Source organism: Amycolatopsis sp. NBC_00345 (assembly GCF_036116635.1).
Taxonomy (GTDB): domain Bacteria; phylum Actinomycetota; class Actinomycetes; order Mycobacteriales; family Pseudonocardiaceae; genus Amycolatopsis.
In genome coordinates this window covers 5,326,564-5,346,975 of record NZ_CP107995.1, presented here as the reverse complement: position 1 = coordinate 5,346,975, position 20,412 = coordinate 5,326,564, and the positions used below count along the sequence as shown (strand labels likewise).

At 69.2% G+C, this 20,412-nt stretch carries 20 protein-coding genes; 7 read left to right on the top strand and 13 right to left on the bottom strand.

Translation table 11 applies throughout. The features are described 5' to 3' along the window. Nucleotides 1-56: 56 nt before the first annotated feature. The 3 genes from OG943_RS23775 to OG943_RS23765 all read right to left on the bottom strand — a co-directional run bounded on the left by OG943_RS23775 (nt 57) and on the right by OG943_RS23765 (nt 3,855). Complete coding sequence (locus tag OG943_RS23775) at nt 57-1,343, bottom strand: sensor histidine kinase (RefSeq protein WP_328603108.1); 1,287 nt, start codon at nt 1,341-1,343, stop codon at nt 57-59. Between the two features lie 395 nt (nt 1,344-1,738). Further along, nucleotides 1,739-2,422 (bottom strand): response regulator transcription factor, encoded by a 684-nt coding sequence (locus tag OG943_RS23770; RefSeq protein ID WP_328603107.1) that lies wholly within the window; start codon nt 2,420-2,422, stop codon nt 1,739-1,741. Between the two features lie 395 nt (nt 2,423-2,817). After that, nucleotides 2,818-3,855: a LacI family DNA-binding transcriptional regulator gene (locus OG943_RS23765; RefSeq protein ID WP_328603106.1), complete on the bottom strand. Its 1,038-nt coding sequence runs from the start codon at nt 3,853-3,855 to the stop codon at nt 2,818-2,820. Between the two features lie 37 nt (nt 3,856-3,892). Here OG943_RS23765 and pip point away from each other — a divergent pair, with 37 nt between their 5' ends. From pip to lpdA, 3 genes are all read left to right on the top strand, one after another. Beyond that, on the top strand, nt 3,893-4,855 hold the full coding sequence (gene pip / locus OG943_RS23760) for a prolyl aminopeptidase (protein WP_328603105.1): 963 nt from the start codon (nt 3,893-3,895) through the stop codon (nt 4,853-4,855). A 249-nt stretch (nt 4,856-5,104) separates the two neighbouring features. Further along, nucleotides 5,105-5,893 carry a lysophospholipid acyltransferase family protein gene (locus tag OG943_RS23755; protein WP_328603104.1) on the top strand — a complete coding sequence of 263 codons (789 nt, stop codon included), beginning with the start codon at nt 5,105-5,107 and terminating at the stop codon, nt 5,891-5,893. 63 nt (nt 5,894-5,956) lie between these two features. After that, complete coding sequence (lpdA, locus tag OG943_RS23750; RefSeq protein WP_328603103.1) at nt 5,957-7,342, top strand: dihydrolipoyl dehydrogenase; 1,386 nt, start codon at nt 5,957-5,959, stop codon at nt 7,340-7,342. Nucleotides 7,343-7,570: 228 nt separating this feature from the next. On the opposite strand, the gene OG943_RS23745 is transcribed toward lpdA, so the two are convergent. From OG943_RS23745 to OG943_RS23710, 8 genes are all read right to left on the bottom strand, one after another. Continuing rightward, nucleotides 7,571-7,834, bottom strand: coding sequence for an AMED_5909 family protein (locus OG943_RS23745; RefSeq protein ID WP_328603102.1), 264 nt, complete (start codon nt 7,832-7,834; stop codon nt 7,571-7,573). Beyond that, complete coding sequence (locus tag OG943_RS23740) at nt 7,827-8,093, bottom strand: hypothetical protein (RefSeq protein WP_328603101.1); 267 nt, start codon at nt 8,091-8,093, stop codon at nt 7,827-7,829. Before OG943_RS23740 ends, OG943_RS23745 begins: the two co-directional genes overlap by 8 nt. Nucleotides 8,094-8,378: 285 nt before the next feature. Then, nucleotides 8,379-8,828 (bottom strand): hypothetical protein, encoded by a 450-nt coding sequence (locus OG943_RS23735; protein WP_328603100.1) that lies wholly within the window; start codon nt 8,826-8,828, stop codon nt 8,379-8,381. A 33-nt stretch (nt 8,829-8,861) separates the two neighbouring features. Continuing rightward, nucleotides 8,862-9,149, bottom strand: coding sequence for a hypothetical protein (locus OG943_RS23730; RefSeq protein WP_328603099.1), 288 nt, complete (start codon nt 9,147-9,149; stop codon nt 8,862-8,864). 114 nt (nt 9,150-9,263) lie between these two features. Continuing rightward, nucleotides 9,264-9,824 (bottom strand): flavoprotein, encoded by a 561-nt coding sequence (locus tag OG943_RS23725; protein WP_328603098.1) that lies wholly within the window; start codon nt 9,822-9,824, stop codon nt 9,264-9,266. Between the two features lie 4 nt (nt 9,825-9,828). Beyond that, nucleotides 9,829-11,067, bottom strand: coding sequence for a helix-turn-helix domain-containing protein (locus OG943_RS23720; RefSeq protein WP_328603097.1), 1,239 nt, complete (start codon nt 11,065-11,067; stop codon nt 9,829-9,831). 72 nt (nt 11,068-11,139) lie between these two features. Further along, the gene (locus OG943_RS23715) at nt 11,140-12,552 is read right to left on the bottom strand and encodes a P-loop ATPase, Sll1717 family (RefSeq protein ID WP_328603096.1); all 1,413 of its coding nucleotides are present in this window, start codon (nt 12,550-12,552) and stop codon (nt 11,140-11,142) included. A 951-nt stretch (nt 12,553-13,503) separates the two neighbouring features. Then, the gene (locus OG943_RS23710; protein ID WP_328603095.1) at nt 13,504-13,962 is read right to left on the bottom strand and encodes a GNAT family N-acetyltransferase; all 459 of its coding nucleotides are present in this window, start codon (nt 13,960-13,962) and stop codon (nt 13,504-13,506) included. Nucleotides 13,963-14,066: 104 nt separating this feature from the next. On the opposite strand from OG943_RS23710, the gene OG943_RS23705 reads away from it, so the two are divergent. From OG943_RS23705 to OG943_RS23695, 3 genes are all read left to right on the top strand, one after another. Then, entirely contained in the window at nt 14,067-14,969 is a 903-nt protein-coding gene (locus tag OG943_RS23705) for an NADP-dependent oxidoreductase (RefSeq protein WP_328603094.1), read from the top strand. 147 nt (nt 14,970-15,116) lie between these two features. Beyond that, entirely contained in the window at nt 15,117-17,027 is a 1,911-nt protein-coding gene (locus tag OG943_RS23700) for a S8 family serine peptidase (protein ID WP_328603093.1), read from the top strand. Nucleotides 17,028-17,157: 130 nt separating this feature from the next. Next, nucleotides 17,158-17,451, top strand: a complete 294-nt coding sequence (locus tag OG943_RS23695; protein ID WP_328603092.1) for a DUF1905 domain-containing protein — start codon at nt 17,158-17,160, stop codon at nt 17,449-17,451. Nucleotides 17,452-17,882: 431 nt separating this feature from the next. Here the strand turns inward: OG943_RS23695 and OG943_RS23690 are convergent, their stop codons facing one another. Further along, on the bottom strand, nt 17,883-18,518 hold the full coding sequence (locus OG943_RS23690) for a class I SAM-dependent methyltransferase (RefSeq protein ID WP_328603091.1): 636 nt from the start codon (nt 18,516-18,518) through the stop codon (nt 17,883-17,885). Between the two features lie 34 nt (nt 18,519-18,552). Between OG943_RS23690 and OG943_RS23685 the strand changes: the two genes are divergently transcribed. After that, nucleotides 18,553-19,290 carry an SDR family oxidoreductase gene (locus OG943_RS23685; RefSeq protein WP_328603090.1) on the top strand — a complete coding sequence of 246 codons (738 nt, stop codon included), beginning with the start codon at nt 18,553-18,555 and terminating at the stop codon, nt 19,288-19,290. A 13-nt stretch (nt 19,291-19,303) separates the two neighbouring features. Here OG943_RS23685 and OG943_RS23680 read toward each other — a convergent pair whose 3' ends face one another. Then, on the bottom strand, nt 19,304-20,353 hold the full coding sequence (locus tag OG943_RS23680) for an SDR family oxidoreductase (RefSeq protein WP_328603089.1): 1,050 nt from the start codon (nt 20,351-20,353) through the stop codon (nt 19,304-19,306). Between the last annotated feature and the right edge of the window lie 59 nt (nt 20,354-20,412).

Sequence of the window (20,412 nt, the reverse complement as noted above, 5' to 3'; positions counted from 1 at the left end):
CCGAAAACTCATAATCGTTGTGTTGCGGAGTGAATACTGGGTGATTCATTGCACTTTCACGGTTGATCGTGGCGATTCGTTCCATCCACCCCGGGCAGGAGCAGGGTGAAGGTCGGCGGGTCGGGCCGGGACAGCCGCAGCCGGCCGCCCTCCGCCTCGGCGAGACTGCGGGCCAGCCGCAGCCCGATGCCGTGGTTTGTTGCTGTCTTGGTGAAGGGGTCGGCCTCGCCGAGGTCCGGGCCTTCGTCGGCGACGTCGATCGCGAGCGCCCCGCCAGCGTCGCGCGCGGTGACGGTGACCGTGCCCCGGCCGTGGGCCACCGCGTTGTCCAGCAGGACGGCGAGCACCTGCCGGACGGCCGCCGCCGAAGCCCGCGCGGGCTGCGGATCCACGACCTCGACCCGCAGCTCGCGGCCGTTGAGCAAGGTGGTGCCCCGGAGCTCGGTCAGTGCGGCGTCGAGGTCCAGCACCGCGCGTGGTTCGCGGCGCTCCCGGGAGAGCGCGAGCAGGTCCTCGATGGTGCGTTCCAGACGGTCGGCCGAGCCGATCCCGGCGCGGATCGCGGCGTACGGGTCCTGCGCTGGTGCCTCGAGCGCCGCTTCGAGCTGCAGCCGGAGCCCGGTCAGCGGCGTCCTCAGCTGATGGGAGGCCTCGGCGGAGAACGCGCGCTCGCGGTCGAGGGTGTCGCCGATGCGCGCCGCGGTGGCGTCGAGGGCCGAGCCGACCTCGTCGATCTCGGTGATCCCCGCGCGCGGGGCCCGGACGGTGAAGTCGCCTTCGCCGAGCTGCGTGGCGGCCGCGGCGAGCCGGTCCAACGGCCGGGTCAGCCGCGCCGCGATCCGGCGCGCGACCAGCCAGGCGGCGACCACCGCGACAATCGCGAGGCCGGCCATGGCCAGCCAGGTCAGCCCGATCCGCCGGGTGAGTTCCGCCTGCGGCACGGAGGCGCGCACCACCCCGGTCACCCGCGGCCCGCTGAGCACGGGGACCGCCAGCACTTGCTCGTCGCCCACGGGCCCGTTCGCCATGTCGGTATCCGCGCTCGACGCGCTGCGCACGATGCCGTCAGCCAGCGCCGGCCCGTGCCCGGCGAGCAGCCGCCCAGCCACGTCGTAGACACCGACCTCGCCCATCTTGCCGGCCTCGGGCGCCGGCACCCGAGGCGTGCGCCCGCCCGCGAGCGCGTCGGACACCACAACCGCGGCGGCGTCAGCAGCCCGCTCCAGCTCCGACGTGGTATTCGTGCGGTAGTACCAGAACACGGCAACGCCCAGCGGCAGCCCGAACAGACTCGTCGCCAGCACCGCGGCCAGCACGGTCAGCGTCACAATGCGGCGGCGCATGGGCTGTCCCTCCTCCGACGGGTCATGTTCGGCGGAGGCTGGACGGGCTCGTCGCCGACCTGGCGGCTTGAGCGGTCAGGGTCGCGATGAGGTGGGTGCATGGGTCGCGCCTCCTCCCGCCTGGTGGTGCCAGGGTTTGTCGGTTGCCGATCTCGCGGCTTGCGTGATGGGTGCCGCGAGGCCCAGGCACCGCCGCATCGCGACACCCACCAGGCAGACCGCAAGGCCGGCAACCGGGCCGTCCGACTCGCGCCCCGGCACCACCGGATGGAGGCGGCCTCGCCCACGCACCGCCGGATTTTCTCCAGCCGGTCGTGCGCAGGCTGATTCTCGATGTGGCGGCCTGCGCTGTGGGTGTCGCGATCCGGGAGCGTCGTGATCCGGCGGTGCACAGGTCAGGCCTCTTCCAGCCGGTAGCCGTGGCCACGCAACGTCTCGATCCGGGGCACCTCCGCCGGCGAGGTGGCCGCGGCCGCGAGCTTGCGCCGCAGTGCCGCGATGTGCACGTCGAGCGTTTTCGTGGAGCCGTGCCAGTGCGCGTCCCAGACGTCGGCCATCAGCGTCGCACGGCTGACCGCGACCCCGGGCCGCTCGGCGAGCCGCGCGAGCAGGTCGTACTCCCTGGCCCGCAGGTCCAGCTCGCGCCCGCCGAGAGTGACGCGCCGCCGGGCGGTGTCCACCACCAGCGCCCCGACGGCCACGGGCAGCGCGACCTCGGCCGACGTCCCGCCGCGGCGCAGGTGCGCGCGGACACGGGCGAGCAGCTCGCGGAGCCGGACGGGTTTGGTGAGGTAGTCGTCGGCCCCCGCGTCGAGGCCCACGATCACGTCCATTTCCTCCTGCCGCGCGGTCAGGATCACCAGCACGGCGGACGGCAGCGCGGCCCGCAGCCGCCGGCAGACTTCGAGCCCGTCGAGATCGGGCAGGCCGAGGTCCAGCAGCACCAGGTCCGCCGCGGTCACCCCGAGCGCGCCGCGGCCGTCACGGCACCAGCGCACCACGTGCCCCTGCTGCCGCAGGGTGGCTTCGATGACCCCACCGATCGTCGGGTCGTCTTCCACCACCAGCACCTGAGCCACGTCCGGCAGCGTAACCAACGCCCCCCGCCGCCGGCGGCGGGGAAACCACCTGGCCGCTCGCCGCGGCAATCCACTGTGGACAGCCCGGCGCCGGGACCGCGGCTGGAACGGGCGGCACCGGAGTCAGCGGTGGGCTTGTGGAGCTGGAAACAGTGCGGCCGCGCCGGGATCGGTGGCGGGGTTGGGGCGGTGTGGAAGGCCGGGTGAGCGCGGGCGGTGTGCGAGTGCAGGCGGGTGAGGGTGGGCGGCCGGACATGAGTGTCGGGTGAGTGCGGCCGGTGATTATGGGTGGGCGGGTGCGGGCGGGCGAGTGCGGGCGCCGGGCGAGTGGTGGCCCGTGAGCGTGGGTCGGCGAGTGCAGACGGCAGGCAAGCAGACGGCAGCAGGCAGGCGGGTCAGCGGCGGGGCCGGCCCGTGCTCTCCCGCAGGATGACCTCGCCCGGGAGCCGGACCGTGCGCGGCCGGGCGCCGGAGTTGCCGAGGGCCAGGTCCATGACCCGGGCGCCGAGTTGTTCCAGTGGCAGTGCGAACGTGGTCAGCGGCGGCGTCAGGTCGCGCACCACCGGGATGTCGTTGAAGCCCGCCACTGAGACCTGGCCCGGCACGGACACGCCGGCTTCACGCAGTGCGGTCAGCGCGCCGATCGCCATCACGTCGGTGACGGCGAACACGCATGTCGGCAGTTTTCGCCGCGGTCGTTCGAGAAGGCGCTTCGCTGCTTGGTAGCCGCCTTCGCGTGTGAACGCGGCTTCGAGCACGTCGTCCTCAAGCAGAGTGATTCCGTGGTCGGCCAGCTCGGCGGTGAAACCGTCCAGCCGGTCGACGACCGTGCTCAGGTGCCGCGGGCCGGACAAAACGGCGAAGCGCTTGTGCCCCAAGCCCAGCAGCGCGCGGGCCAGCTCGGCCGCGCCGCCGCGGTTGTCCGGCTGCACGGTGTCCACCTTCAGCCCCCGGTGCCGGCTCACCGCCGCGACCTGGCCGCCGCCGCGCCGGTAAGGCTCCAGCTCGGCCGCCATCGCGCGTTCCCACGCACGGTCCTCGAACGCGGAGCCGATCAGCAGGATCGCCGACGCGCGCTGGGCCCGCAGCATTGAGACGTACGCGACTTCGCGTTCGGGATCGCGGAAGGTGCCGGCGAGCATGACCATGAGCCCGTTGCTGTCCGCGACCCGCATCACGCCGCCCGCGATGGCCGCGAAGTACGGATCGGACACATCGTGACAGATCACCCCGACTGTCCGATGTGTCCCACCAGCCAGTGCCTGGGCGTGCGCGTTGGGTGCGTAGGACAGCTCTGCCGCTGCCGACACGACCCGGTCGCGCAGGTCCGTGCGCACCGAGGTCGTGCCGTTGAGCACGCGCGAGGCCGTCGCGAGTGACACGCTCGCGCTGCGTGCCACATCCTCCAGTGTCACGTGCGGCCGCGCCTTCATCGCTCCTCCAAGGTGCCTTCTCGGGCATAGTGGCGTCATGCTCGGTCTGTACCCGGAAATCGAACCCTACGACCACGGGATGCTGCCGGTGGGCGATGGAAACGTTATCTACTGGGAGGAGTGCGGGAACCCCGCGGGCAAACCGGTCGTGTTCCTGCACGGTGGCCCCGGCAGCGGCGCGTCCACCCGGCACCGGCGGCTGTTCGACCCCGAGCGTTATCGGATCGTCCTGTTCGACCAGCGCGGGTGCGGGCGCAGCACGCCCCACTGCAGCACGCCGGAGGCCGACCTCACGGTCAACACCACCTGGCACTTGGTCGCCGACATGGAACGGCTGCGCGAGGACCGGGCCATCGAGACCTGGCAGCTGTTCGGCGGCTCGTGGGGAAGCGTGCTCGCCCTCACCTACGCCGAGGCGTACCCGCACCGCGTCAGCGAACTGGTGCTGCGCGGCGTCGCGACGCTTCGCGTCAAGGAACTGCAGTGGCTCTTCGGCGGCGGCGCGGGCTGCCTGTTCCCCGAGGCGTGGTCCCGGTTCCTGGCGCCGGTGCCGTACGGGCGGCGCGGCGAGAACCTGATCGAGGTCTACCACGAACTGCTCCACCACCCGGACCCCGACCTCCACCGGCCGGCCGCGGTCGCGTGGAGCCGGTGGGAGGGCGAGACGGTGAAGTTCACGCCGCAGGAAGAGGTCGTCGCCGCCTTCACCGAGCCGGAGTTCGCGCTCGCCATCGCCCGGATCGAGAACCACTACTTCCGCCACGGCGGCTGGCTGGCCGACGACCAGCTGATCCGCGAGGCCGGGAAGCTCACCGGCGTCCCGTGTGTGCTCGTGCAGGGCCGGTACGACGCCGTCACCCCGGCCACCACCGCGTGGGAACTCGCGCAGGTGCTCCCCGGCGCCGAACTGAAGATGATCGGCGACGCCGGCCACGCCTTCGACGAGCCCGGCACCCTGCATGAGCTGATCTGCGCGACCGACCGGTTCGCGGCAGGCTGAGAATGCTTCCGCCGATGCGTGACGGCACTGCGGTCACACCATCCTGGGCCACACCGTCCCGGATCACGCTGCCCCGGATCACGCCATTCGGGGCCACGCTGTCCGGAGCCGACCGCCGCGGGGCTCCCTCGCGCGGAGCGGCGCGACCGGCGGTGGGAGCCCGCGGTGCTGTTCCGGCGGTGTGATCCAGGCCGCGTCCGGGCCGCGGTGCCCACCGATCGGCGTCGTGATCGGCTACGAATAGCGGTTATGGCGCTGCGAAACCGGACGCGATGGACCCCGCTGGAGCCGGCGGCTCCCGAGGGCGAGCTGCTCACCTTCCGCCAGATGTCCACCTACGGCCGGAGGTTCGCGCGCCGCGGACGCGGCCCCTGGTACAGCGCGGCGATCGAGGTGATCTGGCAGTTCCTCGTGCTGTTCTCCCGGTTCCGGGTGCGCGGGGCCCGGCACATTCCGGCGTCGGGCGGGGTGCTCGTCGCTTCGAACCACCTTTCGTTCGCGGACCCCGCGACGGCGACGGCCTTCTGCCTCGCGGCCGGCCGGGTGCCGCGCTACCTCGCGAAGTCGAGCCTCTGGGACGTGCCGGTGCTGGGGCGGATCATGCGCTCGGGCGGGCACATCCCGGTCTACCGCGGCGCGGCCACCGCCTCCGGTGCCTACCGCGACGCCGTGGTGGCGGTCCGGGCCGGCGAGTGCGTCGCGATCTTCCCGGAGTCCACGTTTTCGAAGGACCCGGACGGCTGGCCGATGAAGGGCAAGACCGGGGCCGCGCGGATCGCGCTCGAGACCGGTGTGCCGGTGATCCCGCTCGCGAACTGGGGCACCCACCACCTGCTGCCCGCCACGGCGTGGCTGCCGCGCGGCGTCCCTCGCAAGACGGTGGACCTCGTCGCCGGCCCGCCGGTCGACCTCTCGGACCTGCGCGACGCCGAGCTGACCCGCGCCGTGCTGGAGGAGGCGACCGCGCGGATCATGGCCGCGATCACCGAGCTGCTGGCTGGGATCCGCGGTGTGCGGCCGCCCGTGGACCGGCCGTGAGCTGACCGCTGAGCGAGCACGGTCACGCCGCCCCGCCGCCCGGATGGGGGTAGGTTTTGGGCTATGAGTGCACACTATGACGTCGTGGTGCTGGGGGCCGGGGTCGGCGGGTACGTGGCGGCGATCCGGGCGACTCAGCTGGGGCTGAGCGCCGCCGTCGTGGAAGAAAAGTACTGGGGCGGGGTCTGCCTCAACGTCGGCTGTATCCCGTCGAAGGCGCTGCTGCGCAACGCGGAACTCGCGCACACCGTCACGCAGGAGGCCAAGACCTACGGCATCTCCTCCGACGGTGAGATCCGCTTCGACTACACCGCCGCGTACGAGCGCAGCCGCAAGGTGGCCGACGGCCGCGTCAAGGGTGTGCACTTCCTGATGAAGAAGAACAAGATCACCGAGTACGACGGGCACGGCACGTTCGTCGACGCGCACACCCTCGAGGTCAACGGCGAGCAGCTCACGTTCGACCACTGCGTGGTGGCCACCGGCGCGACCGCACGGCTGCTGCCCGGCACCTCGCGCAGCGACCGCGTGGTGACCTACGAGCAGCAGATCATGGAGAGCGACCTGCCGGGCAGCATCGTGATCGCGGGCGCCGGCGCGATCGGCGTCGAGTTCGCCTACGTGCTGCACAACTACGGCGTGGACGTGACCATCGTCGAGTTCCTCGACCGCATGGTGCCGCTGGAGGACGCGGAGGTCTCCGCGGAGCTGCTGAAGCGCTACCGCAAGCTCGGCATCAAGGTGCTGACCTCCACGAAGGTCGAGGCCATCGACGACTCGGACGGCAAGGTCCACGTCACCGTCTCCAAGGACGGCGAGAAGCAGGTGCTGGAGGCCGACAAGGTCCTGCAGGCCATCGGGTTCAAGCCGAACGTGGAGGGCTACGGCCTGGAGAACACCGGCGTCGGCCTGACCGAGCGCGGCGCCATCGCGGTGGACGGCCGCGGCCGCACGAACGTGCCCCACATCTTCGCGATCGGCGACGTGACGGCGAAGCTCATGCTGGCCCACGCCTCCGAGTCGATGGGCGTGGTGGCGGCCGAGACCATCGCCGGCGCGGAGACCATGGAGCTGGACTTCGTGATGATCCCGCGCGCCACCTACTGCCAGCCCCAGATCGCCAGCTTCGGCTGGACCGAGGCCCAGGCCCGGGAGCAGGGCTTCGACGTCCAGGTCGCCAAGTTCCCCTTCACCGCCAACGGCAAGGCCCAGGGCCTCGGCGAGCCGGGCGGCTTCGTGAAGCTCATCAGCGACGCCACCCACGGCGAACTGCTGGGCGGGCACCTGATCGGCCCGGAGGTCACGGAGCTGCTGCCGGAGCTGACCCTGGCCCAGCAGTGGGACCTGACCGTGCACGAGGTGGCCCGCAACGTGCACGCGCACCCGACTCTGGGTGAAGCGGTGAAGGAGGCCGTGCACGGGCTGGCCGGGCACATGATCAACATGTAATCGTGGACTTGCCCTGACCTGTGGGTTTGCGGGTCAGGGCAGGTGTCAGGCCGTGGCCAGGCTGTCAAGCGGCTTCGTCCTGGGCGGCCGGGTTGCCGCGCGCGGTTGCGAAGAAGTCGTCGACGGCCTTCCTCGTCCGGGCATGGCTGCTTGGCAGGAGATGCGTGTAGACGCGCAACGTTTGTACGCCGCACAACCTAGCGTGCGTTTTTCGTTACTGCTGTTGACTTAGCTTCGGTCTACACGGGACTGTCGGATCTGCCGCTTGGCCTCCTCGCTGCGGGACGATGACACCGTGTCCGCTTTCCGTCGCTCATAGTCCGCCCAGTACAACGCCTCGTGATGATGTCCGCGGTCCACATCGGACACGTATTCGTACATGCGCGCGTTCGCCAGATGGAACCCCAGCCACGCAGCCTGGTTCGCGTCCCGCGCCGGGCGTCGCCTCGAAACCACCTCATGCGCGGCCCACAACGTCTGCGGCTCAGCCATTACACACCCGCCGAGCCGCGCCGCGTTCCTCCAGCAGACCCGCCAGTTCCTCCGCACCATCGCGGAGCAGGCGCAGGAATCGCATCGCCGCCAGCCACCCCGCCGGGTCGTCCGGCGGCCGGAGCATCACCACGCATTGCGCGCTGACCAGGATCAGCATCGGCGGGTATCTCGGGTCCGAACCAGTCTCCTCCACCGTCAGCTCGGCTTCCGGGTCGATGACCCATTGCGTCCCGAAGCCGTCCCATCCGGCTGTCATCGCTGCCTGCCCTGATTGTCGATTCTCCTGCCAGCTCCGAGAAACCCTCGGCCGCCGACTCCAGCGCGGCCACACACCACCACGGCAACCCGCGCACCTGGGCCAGCTCGTGCCAGGCCTGCGACACCCGCCGCGCAGCGTTCGCCGTGTTCTGCGCGTCCAGCGGGGTAAGCACCCGGGAGCCGTGCTCCCACGCGGCCATGTAGTCGCGATAGGACTGCTCCCACGCCTGCACCAGGCCGCCGAACGCTGCGTCCCGACCCGGCCCGGACATGTTCATGCCGGTCACGCCGCCTTGGCCGACGCGTCACCGGCCGCCCGCGCAGACTTCGCGCCCGCCCCGGCTGCCTTGAAGCCGGTCGCCCGGAACAGGTGCGACTGGTACTTGAACTCGCCCTGCCCAGCTACCTTCGGCTCCGCCGTCAATCCTTCCAGCTCGATCGGCCGCATCCCCGGCAGCACCTCGCTCGTGGTCGGGACCGGCTGGACGTCGGCCAAGAGCGTGATCTCGAACGGCGCCCGCTTCGCCTTCGTCTCCGACGGATCGGTCACCGTGACCTTCCACCGCTGCTTACCCGTCGCCTCGTCCACCTGCTGCCGCGCCGGACGACCCGCCGCCCGATCCTCACGCGACTGGTACTCGTTGTCCGGTGACACCTCACCGACCATCACCAGGTCCTGCGCGAACGCGTCGTCGAAGCCAATGCTGAACCGATATCCCTTTTCGCTAGCCATTTTTCGTAACCCCTTGAGTCCTATGTGTATTGATCAGTCGTGCTCACGCGATGCGGGCTCATCCGCCCACTGCTCACCGATGGGAGAGGAGAACGAGCGGGTGCGGTTCTGCGACTCGCACCATTCGCCGAACTCGCTCGCGGCGACGGCCAGGCTGCGCGCGAACCGCGCGGTGTCCATCAGGCCGCCGATACGGGCCGGTACCTGGATCATGATCGCGGCCTCTTCGCCCCCGGCTACGAGCTGTCGCACGCCCGGGGCAGGGGATACGACGGCCGCGCCGTACCCGACGAGGGGCTGAATCGCCACGTGAATGCCCATGTTGCTCTCCCGATGTCTCGGCCTCAGCGCGACTGATCGGGCGCGCTGGAACCAGAAGACACCCGGGTGAGGGCGATCACCCGGACAAACTGTCCGGGTAGGTGCGGGAGGGAACTAGCGGGATTCCGGCACGGCCGCGTTCACGGCGTCGAGCACCGCTGACCAGGGAAGTTCGCGGCCCGGGGCACTCCGCGGCTCGTGCAGCGGCCACACGTCGTCGCCGTAGACGAGGTGCACGCCAGCGCGGCGCAGCGCCTCAACGTGCATGTCCCACGACGGGTGACGGGCGTGGGCCGCGTTGACCCGGGGGAAGACGACGACCGGCAGGTTGCGGGTGCCGATGGCCTCGTTGACCTGCGTGAGCGCTTGGTTGTCGGCGATGCCGAGAGCGAGCTTGGCCACCATGTTGGCCGAGGCCGGCGCGACCAGATAGCAGTCCGGCGCCGGATGCGGGCTGACCTCGGTCGGTGAGCGCGGCCCGACCCGGACCGGGAAGCCGGTCGCGTCCTCGATCTCCGCCAGGCCGCCGTTCTCCGTCAGCCAGCGGGCCGCCGTCGGGGTCAGGGTGACCGCGACCGTCCAGCCGGCCTTTTGCGCGGGCAGGATGACCTGCGGAAGCAGGTCTTCGACCCCACCGGCGCCTGAACCGACCAGGCCAAGAACACGCGACGCCATCGGCCTACCTCACCGCGCCGCAGCGCTCAGCCAGCGCGAGCAACAACGAGGACTTCTTGCCCGCCGACGCCGGTGCACGCCGGTACATCGAGCGCACGACCTCCCGCACCGCAGTGTTGTGCCGCACGATCGTGGGCGACTTCTGCTCAGCCGTCAGCAGCGTCTGAAGCGCTTCTTCGTCTTTCGCGATCAGGCTCAGCGCTCGCGCGTAGTCGATCAGATGCGTGACCTGCCGCTCAACGGGCAGGTGGTCGACGTCGATGCTCTGCGCGGACTCGATCACCTGCGAGACGTCGCCGAGGTCAAGCGCGGCCGAGAGCCGGTGCAACTCGACGTTCGCTGGGCCGAACCCGGTCTGCCAGTAGTTCGCGTCCACCCCGAGCTGATCAGCCGCACGGCCCGCGTTCGCCAGCAGCTCGTTCGACGTCGACCGGTCCTGTTGCCGCGCCGCCGCGACGGCCGTGCGCAGGTAGAGCATTCCGTAGAGGCTCAGCGCCGCCGGATCGCCGGCCGCCATCCTGGGCAGCAGCCACTTCGCGGCCACGTCCCCCAGCTCAAGCGCGTCATCGAACCGGCCGACCGCCAGCAACGCGTGTGTGCCCGACCGGGCCGCCGATGCCAGAACCAGCGGATCGTCCGCATCGTCCGCGGCTTGCATGGCGCGTTCAGCCGCGATCCAGGCCAGGTCAGCTTCGCCGATCTTGCTCAGCGTGGTCGCGGCCAGGTGATGCACTCGCGCCGTCACTGCTGCGCAGGCCCGCCGGTAGGCCGCGTCATCGGCTGAAGCCGCCTCCATGCTCTGCGTCGTCTTGATCAGCCCCGGCAAGGCGGCCACTACCCGGCCCAGCTCGCCCTTTTGGTAGCTCGACCAGGCACCTTCCACCAGCTGCGACACCGGCGCCGGATCGATGTACTCCGGCGACATCGCCGAGGAGAACAGCGTTCGTGACAGCCGACGAGGCGCCATCAACGCGTCCCGGATTGCCGGAACGTCGTCGTTCTTCTCCTGGTCCTCCATCAGCACGGGCTCGCCCAGCAAGTCCCCCAGCGTCACCCGTAGACCCCGCGCGACGTCGGCGAGCACGTCCAACCTGCGGATATCCCGCTCGCCTCGCTCGATCTTGCTCAGCCAGTCCTCAGTCCGGCCCACCAGGTCAGCCAACACCGCCTGCGACAACCCACGCCGCCGCCGGTAGAAGGCAATACGCTCCCCGATGCTGAGCTGATCACCCGCACCACGCATACCGCCAGGCTAGCAGTGGTCTGCTGTGGGCGAACCTTGTAACTGGCGTAGTGCGATGTCAGTCGCCTCCGGCTAGCGGCGTGGTTGCTGCTTTGGCTGAACATCGAGAGCGGCTCTGAAAGCTGGGTGCACCGTGAATCCGCTCACGTCGTCAAGGTTGCTGACTCTCTCTGCGAATTGCGGATCATCGTAAGCAAAGATCTGCGTACTTGAGCTGCGACGTAAAACACCGATGAAGCCGATATTGAATAAAAGGCGTATCAGTGGATAGTAATCGGATTTCCAGTCGGAAATATTTCCGCCACTCCAAATGTGTGATGATAGCTCGGCCATCCAGGTTGCCCCTGTAAACTGTGGTATTGCTGGGAGTAACACAACTTCTTCTGATATCGTAGTGAACCTGTCAATGCGGATAACTTCTTCCACTTGTTCGAACAAGTGGAAGACTTGGTCGATTCCTGGGTAGGATGGCTTCCATTCATCCCTTAAGGCGAGAAGTCTGTTATTCGAGTAGGCCTGTTCCGCTTTCGTTATACTTTCCCATGTCAGTCGTTCTTTTCCGGCAGCTAAGATGAAGCATTCGTTAACGTAATTGATGGCGTCGCGTGGTCGCATCAAGGTTCGGTCAATTATGAACGCGAGCGCGTTGCCGCGAGTGTTTACTGGTGGAAGTAGGTCGCGAATCGATTGTAGTTCGCCCAGGTCGTGCCTTAATGCGGCGGATCGGGCTCTTGAAGTCAGCAGATGCTCTAAGTCGTTGCGTGACCAGCGCATGCGTTGCGTGAAAGATCGATACTTTTCTTCCTGCCCGCCCGTGCGAGATCCGAAATTCAACTGCTCGAATATATTAGTTCGCAGTGCGACAACTACTTTTAGGTTTCGGACGGCTTTGAGATCTACTACGACTTTAAACAGGCAACGGATCAGATCGTTCAGAATTCGCTCGTCAACCCAGTCTTTATCAAGATCGTCAACTGCGATGTATGTAAAGTTCTGTGATGAATCAAGGATCTCTTCGTCCAGAACTTTAATCATTTTATTTAGTCGGGTTATCTGGGTATCATTTACGATTCGCTGGAACCTATCTACCTGCGCGGTCCTCTCCTCTGTCGTGTGAGTTGCTCCATCGATCCAGCCACCGTTCAGTCCGAGTCCGCCGAATCCAATTTTTCCACCAGCTTCGACCTGTATCTTTTCCTCAAGTCTGGTGGTAATTTCCTGTACCTGTTTGTCCGTGGTTTCCCAGAATTTTCCTTCAAAATCCGTTAGATACTGGAGCGCTTCTGTCTTGCTTCTATCTCGACTTAGTTTCTCCTTTAGCGTAGTGAATATGTTCTGGCGAGCCTCGTAGTTGCTGTTTAAATTGTATCTGTGCCGGATTATCTCAACTATAAAAACGTGCTTCCACAGTGCGGTAAAGAGGAGATCTAGGTGGACGTCAATTGAGTTCAAAAACTTCATGACGCCCAGGTCGGCGATGTACACCAATGACAGGTCTTTCGGGTCTAATCTTGATTACCCTGTCGGGGTTTTCTTGCTCTATTCGGCGGAGAATTGCGGACTTCCCACTGCCGGTTCTGCCTACGATAAAGCAACGCTCGTCGTCGCGAGACGTCAACGCTTTGTAGTGGCCAGATTCGAAGAAGGACGACTCTAGAAGAGGATCCCATTCGGCTTGGTCTGCGCCAATCGTAAAATCACTGCCGAGCTTCTTTACTGATTTTGGCTTGCTCACCTGGGACTACCTCTCGGAACTGAGGGGCTACCTTGCCGAACTTGGCTCTATGGGATCAAGGCGCGCCGCCGTCGGCGGCGCGCTGGTCACCTTGCGTCTGTGTGCCGCCTGCGGGTGCACCTTGCCCGACTCGGCGGGCTCCGCTCCGCCCACCGGCCGGGCGGTGCGCCCGCTGAAGCCGCGGACAGGTGCAGCCGCCGCCAGCGGCGCGCAGATACCCCAAAGGGCACGTCAGCCTCCTCGCGTAGACGATCGTGCTCAGAGGTCGCGAACGGACCAACGGCTGTTACGCGGAGCTATCGCCCCGATGTCAGATCGTCACAACGGCCGTCGCGTCGGCTCAAGGCGGGAAAGCGTGCCTTGAGCCCGACGCGACGGCCGCGTGGATGGCTTCGTATCGGGGAGATGGGGGAGGAGTGGGCGAGTGTCAGGCCGTCTGACGTCGGGCAGGGGTGAGAACACGCGAGAAGCGTCCAGCCCTGTTTGCGCAGGTCAGCGACAGTGGACGGCGATCATGCCCAAGTCAGCGAAACCCCAGAACCATAAGATCAACATGTGACGACGGGATTCCGCCCTGGTCGGCCGGTGTGCCGGCCGGGGCGGTAGCGGGCTGTGGGCGGGACGTCGCCCGGTGGCGGCCCGACAGTAGGAGCACACAGAGGCGCAGTACCAAGGAAATACCGGCGCGGAGACTGTCCACTTCAGACAACTCCCGTGTCGAAGGTCAGTTCCGGCCGTGCCCACGGGATCTTCGGCGGGCGGGGTGGGACGGTGCCCACGCGGCGGGCGCCCATGCGTTCGTAGAAGCGCGCCGCCGGTGGGTGGGAGACGACGCGGACGGATGGGATCTCGTTGGCCCGCGCGGTTTCCAGCATGTGTGCGATCAGCGCCGCGCCGAGGCCGGTGCCCTGGGCGGTGTCGGCGACGAAGAGCAGGTCCAGTTCGGCGTCGGTGAGGCTGTAGAAGCCCTGTGGTGGCCCGAAGTCAGGCCCAAGAACAGGCACGGCAGCGAAGACCTGGTGACGCCCCACATACTCGGGTGTCACCTCGTAGCCATCGAGGATCGACGCGTAGTCGCCCTGGTAGGCGGACGACGCGTGCATCAAAGCGTTCAGCGCGGGGGCGTCCTGGCCGGACGCGCGGCGGATGTCGTGCGGCATGGACAGGACGTTAACCACGACCACCGACAAGAACTTGACCTCCAGTGCGCCCGAGGTATGAGGCTGTCCAAGACACACAGCCGGAAACCCTTGGAGGGAAACAGATGAGAGCCGTGGCCTTCACCGGATCGGGTGGACCCGAAGTCCTGCGCGTGCTGGAACTGGATGACCCGCACCCCGGGCCCGGTGAGGTGCGCGTGCGCGTCGAGGCCGCCGGGGTGCAGCCGTTCGACGCGGCGGTGCGGGCCGGCTGGGAGCCGCCGAACGCGCCACGGAACTGGCCGCGCATTCCCGGCAACGAGTTCGCCGGCGTGGTCGACGAGAGCGGCGGGGAACTCCCCGTCGGCACCGAGGTCCTCGGCTTCACCCTGCTCGGCGCGTACGCCGAGTACATCGTCGTCCCCGAGGCGAACGTCACGCCCAAGCCCGCCGAGATGCCGTGGGAGGTGGCCGGCGGGTTCACCGCGGGCACGCAGACGGCCATGATCGCGCTCGAAGTAATCGAGGCGGGTCCCGGCGACACCGTGCTCGTGCACGCCGCCGCGGGCTCGGTCGGCACCGCCGCCGTGCAGCTCGCTGGCCTGCGCGGCGCCACCGTGCTCGGCACCGCGAGCGAGGCCAACCAGGACTACGTCCGCGCGCTCGGCGCCACCCCGCTCGTCTACGGCGAGGGTTTGCGCGAGCGGATCCGCTCGGCCGCGCCCGGGGGCGTCGACGCCGTGCTCGACGGCGCCGGCGGCGAGGCGCTGGACATCTCGCTGGAGCTGGTCGCGAACCGCGACCGGATCCTGACGCTCGTCGACCACGGCCGCGCCGCTGAGCTGGGCGTTCGGCTGTCCCGCGCCGACCGGTCCGCCGCTCGGCTGGCCGAGCTTTCCGCACGTTACGCCAAGGGCGAGCTCCGGTTTCCGGTCCGGCGCACCTATCCGTTCGCTGATGCGGCCGCCGCGCACCGCGAGATCGAGACCGGTCACGGCCGCGGCAAGGTGGTGCTCACGCCGCACTGATCCGTCCCACCATGCGGAAGCGCCGAGGATCCAAACTTTGGTCGGTGGTCACCGCCCTGGCCGCTCCTTAGATTCTCCTGATCACGACCGGTACTCGACCGGTCCCACAAACGCGCGCCGGGCGCGTTCAGCCAGGGGAGAACTCGAATGGTGAGATTCAGGCGGGTCGCCGCGCGCTCGGTGCCGGTCGCGGTGGGCGCCTTGCTGCTGACGGCCGGCGTGTCGGCCGCCCAGCCGTCGGCTGCCGACACCGCCGCGGCCCGCACCGAAGCCGGGATCAACGCGTTGCAGGGCATCAAGAAGACGCTGACGCCCGCCGAGCTCAAGCAGTCGAGCCAGCTCGTCGTCGAGAAGCGCCTGCGCGCGGACCGGACGCTGGCCGCCGAACTCCCCGGCTACCGCTCCGGCCTCGCGATCGGCCAGTCCGGCACGGTGTCCGTCGACATCACCGGCGCGGCGGGCACGGCCGTGTCGCGCGCCGTCCAGACGGCCGGCGGCACGGTCCGCTACGCGACGCCGGACGGTGCCGTGCGCGCCGATCTGCCGCTGTCCGCCGTGGACGCGATCGCGGCCCGCGGTGACGTCACCACCGTCGCGCCCGCGGCGCAGGCCATGACGTGGAACGAGTCCGACCCGCAACAGCAGCAGCGGCAGCAGCTGGCCGCGAAGGCCGTCGCCGCGACGCAGGTGTCCGAGGGGGACAAGGCGCACGGCGCCGACACCGCGCGCACGAAGTACGGCGTGAACGGCACGGGCATCAAGGTGTGCGTGCTCTCCGACGGCGTGGACTCGCTGTCGAAGTCGCAGACCGCGGGTGAGCTGCCCACCGTCGACGTGCTGTCCGGCCAGGCCGGCAGCGGCGACGAGGGCACCGCGATGCTGGAGATCGTGCACGACCTCGCGCCGGGCGCGACGCTCGGCTTCGCGACCGCCTTCGGCAGCGAGGCGGGCTTCGCCGCGAACATCCGCGCGCTGCGCACCACCGGCAAGTGCACCGTGATCGTGGACGACGTCGCCTACTTCGACGAGTCGCCGTTCCAGGACACGCAGGTCGCGCAGGCCGTCAACGACGTCACGGCCGCCGGCGCGCTGTACTTCTCCTCGGCCGGCAACTCCGGCAACCTGACCGACGGCTCCAGCGGCTACTACGAGGGCGACTTCCGCGCTTCGGACACCGCGCTGCCGGGCGTGACCGGCACGCCGCACGACTTCGACCCCGGCAGCGCCACCCAGACCAGCGACGCGCTGTCCGCGGGCTCGCTGGGCAAGCCGGTGGCGCTGTTCTGGTCCGACCCGTGGGGCAAGTCCGCCAACGACTACGACCTGTACATCCTCGACTCCGCCGGCAACGTCGTCGCCTCCGGCACGAACAAGCAGACCGGCTCGCAGGACCCGTACGAGAGCGCGACCGTGCCCAGCACCGGTTCGGGCTACCGCGTCGCCGTGGTGAAGACCAGCGGCGCCGACCGGTTCCTCGCGCTGAACGTGATCCGCGGCCGGTTCGTGGACTCGGGCTCGCTCAAGGCGTTCAGCACGGCGGGCGTGACCTCGGGCCACTCGGCGGCGGCCGCGGCCTTCAGCGTGGCGGCGGCCCCGGCGGCGACGGCGTTCGGCCGCGCGCTGGAGACCGGCGACCCGGCGAACCCGACCGGCCCGTACCCCGGCCTGTTCACCGCGGCGAGCAAGTGGGAGCGCTTCTCCTCCGACGGCCGGCGGCACATGTTCTACAACGCCGACGGCACCGCCCTCACCCCCGGCAACGTCTCCTCGACCGGCGGCGCGACCCGCGCCAAGCCGGACATCACGGCGGCCGACGGCGTCGCCACGTCCGTGACGGGGTTCCAGCCCTTCTACGGCACGTCGGCCGCGGCCCCGCACGCCGCGGCCATCGCCGCCCTGCTGCTGTCCGGCAAGCCTGCCGCGACCCCGGCCGAAGTCCGCACAGCCCTGGTCTCGAGCGCGATCGACCTCGGTGCGCCCGGGTATGACCCGGTGACCGGGAACGGCGTGATCATGGCCGGCCCGGCACTGGCCGCGCTGGGTGTACCCGCGAAGTAGATTCCTGATCGAAGAGAACCGGCCCGGTGAGCAGAGCGCTCGCCGGGCCGGTTTTGTCGGGGTGGCTGGGTACTGTCCTCGGCAGGGTCCGGGCAGTGGAGCCGGCGGAGTCAGCGGAGGGGGTGGGCTGGTGGAGTTCGAATTCGAGTTCGGTGGCGAACTGTGGTTCTGGCGCGGTCCGGCGCCGTGGTACTTCATCACCGTGCCGGACGAGGAGTGCCGGCTGCTGCAGGAGGAGTCGGCGTCGGTGAGCTACGGCTGGGGCATGATCCCGGTCCGGGCGCGGATCGGGGACAGCACCTGGTCGACCTCGCTGTTCCCGAAGGACGGGCGTTACGTCGTGCCGGTGAAGGCCGCGGTGCGGCGGGCCGAACGGCTGGAGGAGGGCGATGTCCCGACTGTGCAGCTGGCGATCCGGGGGTGAGGGGGGTGGTCGTGTGTGCTGCTTTGGTTGCCGGGTCTTGCGGTGCTGGGGTCAGCAGGCGTTGTGGCGCTTCGGTTGCCGCGTTTCGTGGCGCTTGGTCGCGGGGCTTCGTGACGCTCGGTCGGTGGGTCTCGCGGCGCGCTTGGTCGCCGGGCTTCACGATGCTTGGCCGCTGGGTCTCGCGGCGCCTGGCCGCCGGGCTTCGCGGCGCTCGGTCGGTGGGTCTCGCGGTGCTTGGTTGCCGGGCTTCATGGCGCTCGGTCGCCACGTTTCACGGCGGTTGGCCACCCGGGCCTCGCGGCACTTCGCGCGCCAGTTCTCAGGCCGCTTGGCTTCACCAGGCCGCGCACGCTCAAGTCTCCGACCACGCCGGCCATCAGGTCTCCCGGTGCGTCGCGTGCCAGGTCTCCCGGTGCGTCGCACACCGAGCCTCACGCCGCTTCGGTCACCAGGAGGTGGAACGCCGCCAGTCCCTCGCCGATCCGATCGTGCCGGTGCACCACCAGGCCGGCCGCGACGAGGGCGCGTTCCAGCTCCTCCACCGGCCGCAGCCGGAAGCCGTGGTCGGTGAAGGGGGCCTTGGCCATCGCGGCCGGGTCGCCGATGCCGAGGACGAAGCGGCCGCCCGGCGCCAGGACCCGGGCGATCTCCGTGAAGGCCGCGGCCAGGTCCGACACGAAGTACACCGTGTTGACCGTGATCGCGGCCGTCACGGAGGCGTCCGGCAACGGCAGGGCGGTCATGGTGCCCTCGTGCAGCACGAGCCGTCCCGCGGTGACGTTCGCGGGGAACGTGCGGCGGGCGCGGGCGAGCATCGTGGCCGACAGCTCGACGCCGTGCACGGTGCCGCCGTTCGTGGCTCGGAGCAGCAGGTCGAGGCCGAGGCCACCGCCGAAGCCGATGTCCAGCGCCGTTTCGCCGCGGCGCACCGCCAGTGCCTCGACCGCCGCCGTTACGCGGCCGCGGTTCGCGCGGTTGAGCAGCCGTCCGACGGCGCGGCCGCGCAGCCCGCTCGGGTGGCCGAGCTGCCGCGCGAGGCCGGCGAGCAGAGTGTCTCGTGGTCCCATCAGTACAGTCTGCGGCATTCGGGAGGAGAACGGCATGACCGGGAAGACGGCGGTGGTCACCGGGGCGGGCTCCGGGCTGGGCCGGCGGATCGCCCGTGCGCTGCTCGGCGCGGGTTACCAGGTGGCGCTGGCCGGGCGCCGCGAGGAAGCGCTGCGGGAGACCGCGGACGGTGACGGGAACGCGCTGGCCGTGCCCGTCGACGTCGCCGATCCCGAGGCCGTCGAGGGGCTGTTCACGGCCGTCCGCGAGCGATGGGGACGGCTCGACCTGCTGGTCAACAACGCCGGTGTGTCCGTCGGCGGCACTGTCGCGGACCTGTCCGTGGACGACTGGCGCCGCACCGTCGACACCAACCTCACCGGCATGTTCCTGTGCGCGCAGCAGGCCGTGCGCCTGATGCGGGACCAGGACCCGAGGGGCGGCCGGATCATCAACAACGGCTCGATCTCCGCGCACGCCCCGCGCCCGGCCAGCGTCGGCTACACCGCCACCAAACACGCGGTGACCGGGCTGACCCGCTCGATCTCCCTCGACGGCCGGGCCTGGAACGTCGCGTGTGGACAGATCGACATCGGCAACGCGGCCACCGAGATGACCGAGCGCATGGCCGACGGCGTCCCCCAGCCCGACGGCCGTGTGGTCGCGGAGCCGACGTTCGACGCCGGCCACGTCGCCGATGCCGTGCTGTACATGGCCGCGCTGCCCCTGGACACGAACGTCCAGTTCCTCACCATCACGGCCACCACCATGCCGTTCATCGGCCGCGGCTAGGAAACAGGGTGAGTCAGGGGATCACGCGCTCGCGGCGGAACTCGTCGAAGAGCCGGTAGAACATCTGCTCGGTCTCCACGTAGGAGTGGAACCCGGCGCGCCGGGACTTCGAGGTGTCGGCGAACATGTCGTAGTCCCAGGAGAACACGAAGTCGCCGAAACCCCAGGCGGAGACGTCGGCGTACGAGGGCTTGAGGCCGTGCTCCGCCGCCATTTCCGTCCATAGTGGACCTTTGTCGGCCATCACGACGTCCAGGGACATCGGCAGCGGCGGCGCGACTTCCAGCTCGAAGTAGGCGGCGATCTTCGGCCACAGCTCGCTCCAGCGGAACAGGTCGCCGTTGGCGATGTTGTACGCCTGGTCCGCCGTCGAGGTCGCGGCCCACACCGTCGCCTCGGCCAGCAGCCGCGCGTCGGTCATCTCCAGGAGGCTGGTGTACGCGCCCGGGCGGCCCGGAAACCGCAGCGGCAGGCCGAGTTTCTTCGAGATCGACGCGTACACCGCGATCACCAGCGCCAGGTTCATCGGGTTTCCCGATCTTGTCCCACCGAGCGTCGTCCCGCCGACCACGGACGGCCGGATCGCCGACCACGACCACGCCTGGCCGGCACGGCGGCGTTCGAGGAACGCCTGCTGGCCGACGTTGAACTCGGGCGGCATGTGGCCCGCGTCGGTCTCGCGCGCGGGCGTCTTGAACGGGCCGAGGTGCGCGCCGTAGACCTTGTAACCCTGCATCAGGCTCACGTGCCGCAGCCCGGGCGCGGCGGGTTCGAGGCCGTTCACCAGGCTCTCGAGCATCGCCACATTCGGCGCGACGAGTTCGGCCCAGCTGGGCCGGTCCTGGTAGGCGGCGTAGAACAAATGGGTCGTGTCGCCGGCGTCCGCCAGCTTCGCGCGGGTGTCGGCCGCGTCGAGCAGGTCGACGGCGATGGTGCCGGGCCCGCCGCGGCGTGAGAGGCCGACGACGTCCCAGCCGCCGAGGCCGCGCAGGTGCTCGATCAGGTTCCGGCCGATGATCCCGTTCGCCCCGGCGACCAGGGCGACGTTGTGCGCTGTGCTCATGCCTTGATCCTGGAGCCGATTCCGGCATGAGTCCAAGGCTTGGTTTTCACGCTCGCGAT

What these genes read in the sequence shown, in the direction of transcription:
- OG943_RS23730 (WP_328603099.1), bottom strand. Translation starts at nt 9,149, where the DNA reads ATGGGCATTCACGTGGCGATTCAGCCCCTCGTCGGGTACGGCGCGGCC.
- OG943_RS23700 (WP_328603093.1), top strand. Translation starts at nt 15,117, where the DNA reads ATGGTGAGATTCAGGCGGGTCGCCGCGCGCTCGGTGCCGGTCGCGGTG.
- OG943_RS23735 (WP_328603100.1), bottom strand. Translation starts at nt 8,828, where the DNA reads ATGGCTAGCGAAAAGGGATATCGGTTCAGCATTGGCTTCGACGACGCG.
- OG943_RS23745 (WP_328603102.1), bottom strand. Translation starts at nt 7,834, where the DNA reads ATGGCTGAGCCGCAGACGTTGTGGGCCGCGCATGAGGTGGTTTCGAGG.
- OG943_RS23685 (WP_328603090.1), top strand. Translation starts at nt 18,553, where the DNA reads ATGACCGGGAAGACGGCGGTGGTCACCGGGGCGGGCTCCGGGCTGGGC.
- OG943_RS23725 (WP_328603098.1), bottom strand. Translation starts at nt 9,824, where the DNA reads ATGGCGTCGCGTGTTCTTGGCCTGGTCGGTTCAGGCGCCGGTGGGGTC.
- OG943_RS23690 (WP_328603091.1), bottom strand. Translation starts at nt 18,518, where the DNA reads ATGGGACCACGAGACACTCTGCTCGCCGGCCTCGCGCGGCAGCTCGGC.
- lpdA (WP_328603103.1), top strand. Translation starts at nt 5,957, where the DNA reads ATGAGTGCACACTATGACGTCGTGGTGCTGGGGGCCGGGGTCGGCGGG.
- OG943_RS23680 (WP_328603089.1), bottom strand. Translation starts at nt 20,353, where the DNA reads ATGAGCACAGCGCACAACGTCGCCCTGGTCGCCGGGGCGAACGGGATC.
- OG943_RS23755 (WP_328603104.1), top strand. Translation starts at nt 5,105, where the DNA reads ATGGCGCTGCGAAACCGGACGCGATGGACCCCGCTGGAGCCGGCGGCT.
- OG943_RS23775 (WP_328603108.1), bottom strand. Translation starts at nt 1,343, where the DNA reads ATGCGCCGCCGCATTGTGACGCTGACCGTGCTGGCCGCGGTGCTGGCG.
- OG943_RS23705 (WP_328603094.1), top strand. Translation starts at nt 14,067, where the DNA reads ATGAGAGCCGTGGCCTTCACCGGATCGGGTGGACCCGAAGTCCTGCGC.
- pip (WP_328603105.1), top strand. Translation starts at nt 3,893, where the DNA reads ATGCTCGGTCTGTACCCGGAAATCGAACCCTACGACCACGGGATGCTG.
- OG943_RS23740 (WP_328603101.1), bottom strand. Translation starts at nt 8,093, where the DNA reads ATGACAGCCGGATGGGACGGCTTCGGGACGCAATGGGTCATCGACCCG.
- OG943_RS23710 (WP_328603095.1), bottom strand. Translation starts at nt 13,962, where the DNA reads ATGCCGCACGACATCCGCCGCGCGTCCGGCCAGGACGCCCCCGCGCTG.
- OG943_RS23720 (WP_328603097.1), bottom strand. Translation starts at nt 11,067, where the DNA reads ATGCGTGGTGCGGGTGATCAGCTCAGCATCGGGGAGCGTATTGCCTTC.
- OG943_RS23765 (WP_328603106.1), bottom strand. Translation starts at nt 3,855, where the DNA reads ATGAAGGCGCGGCCGCACGTGACACTGGAGGATGTGGCACGCAGCGCG.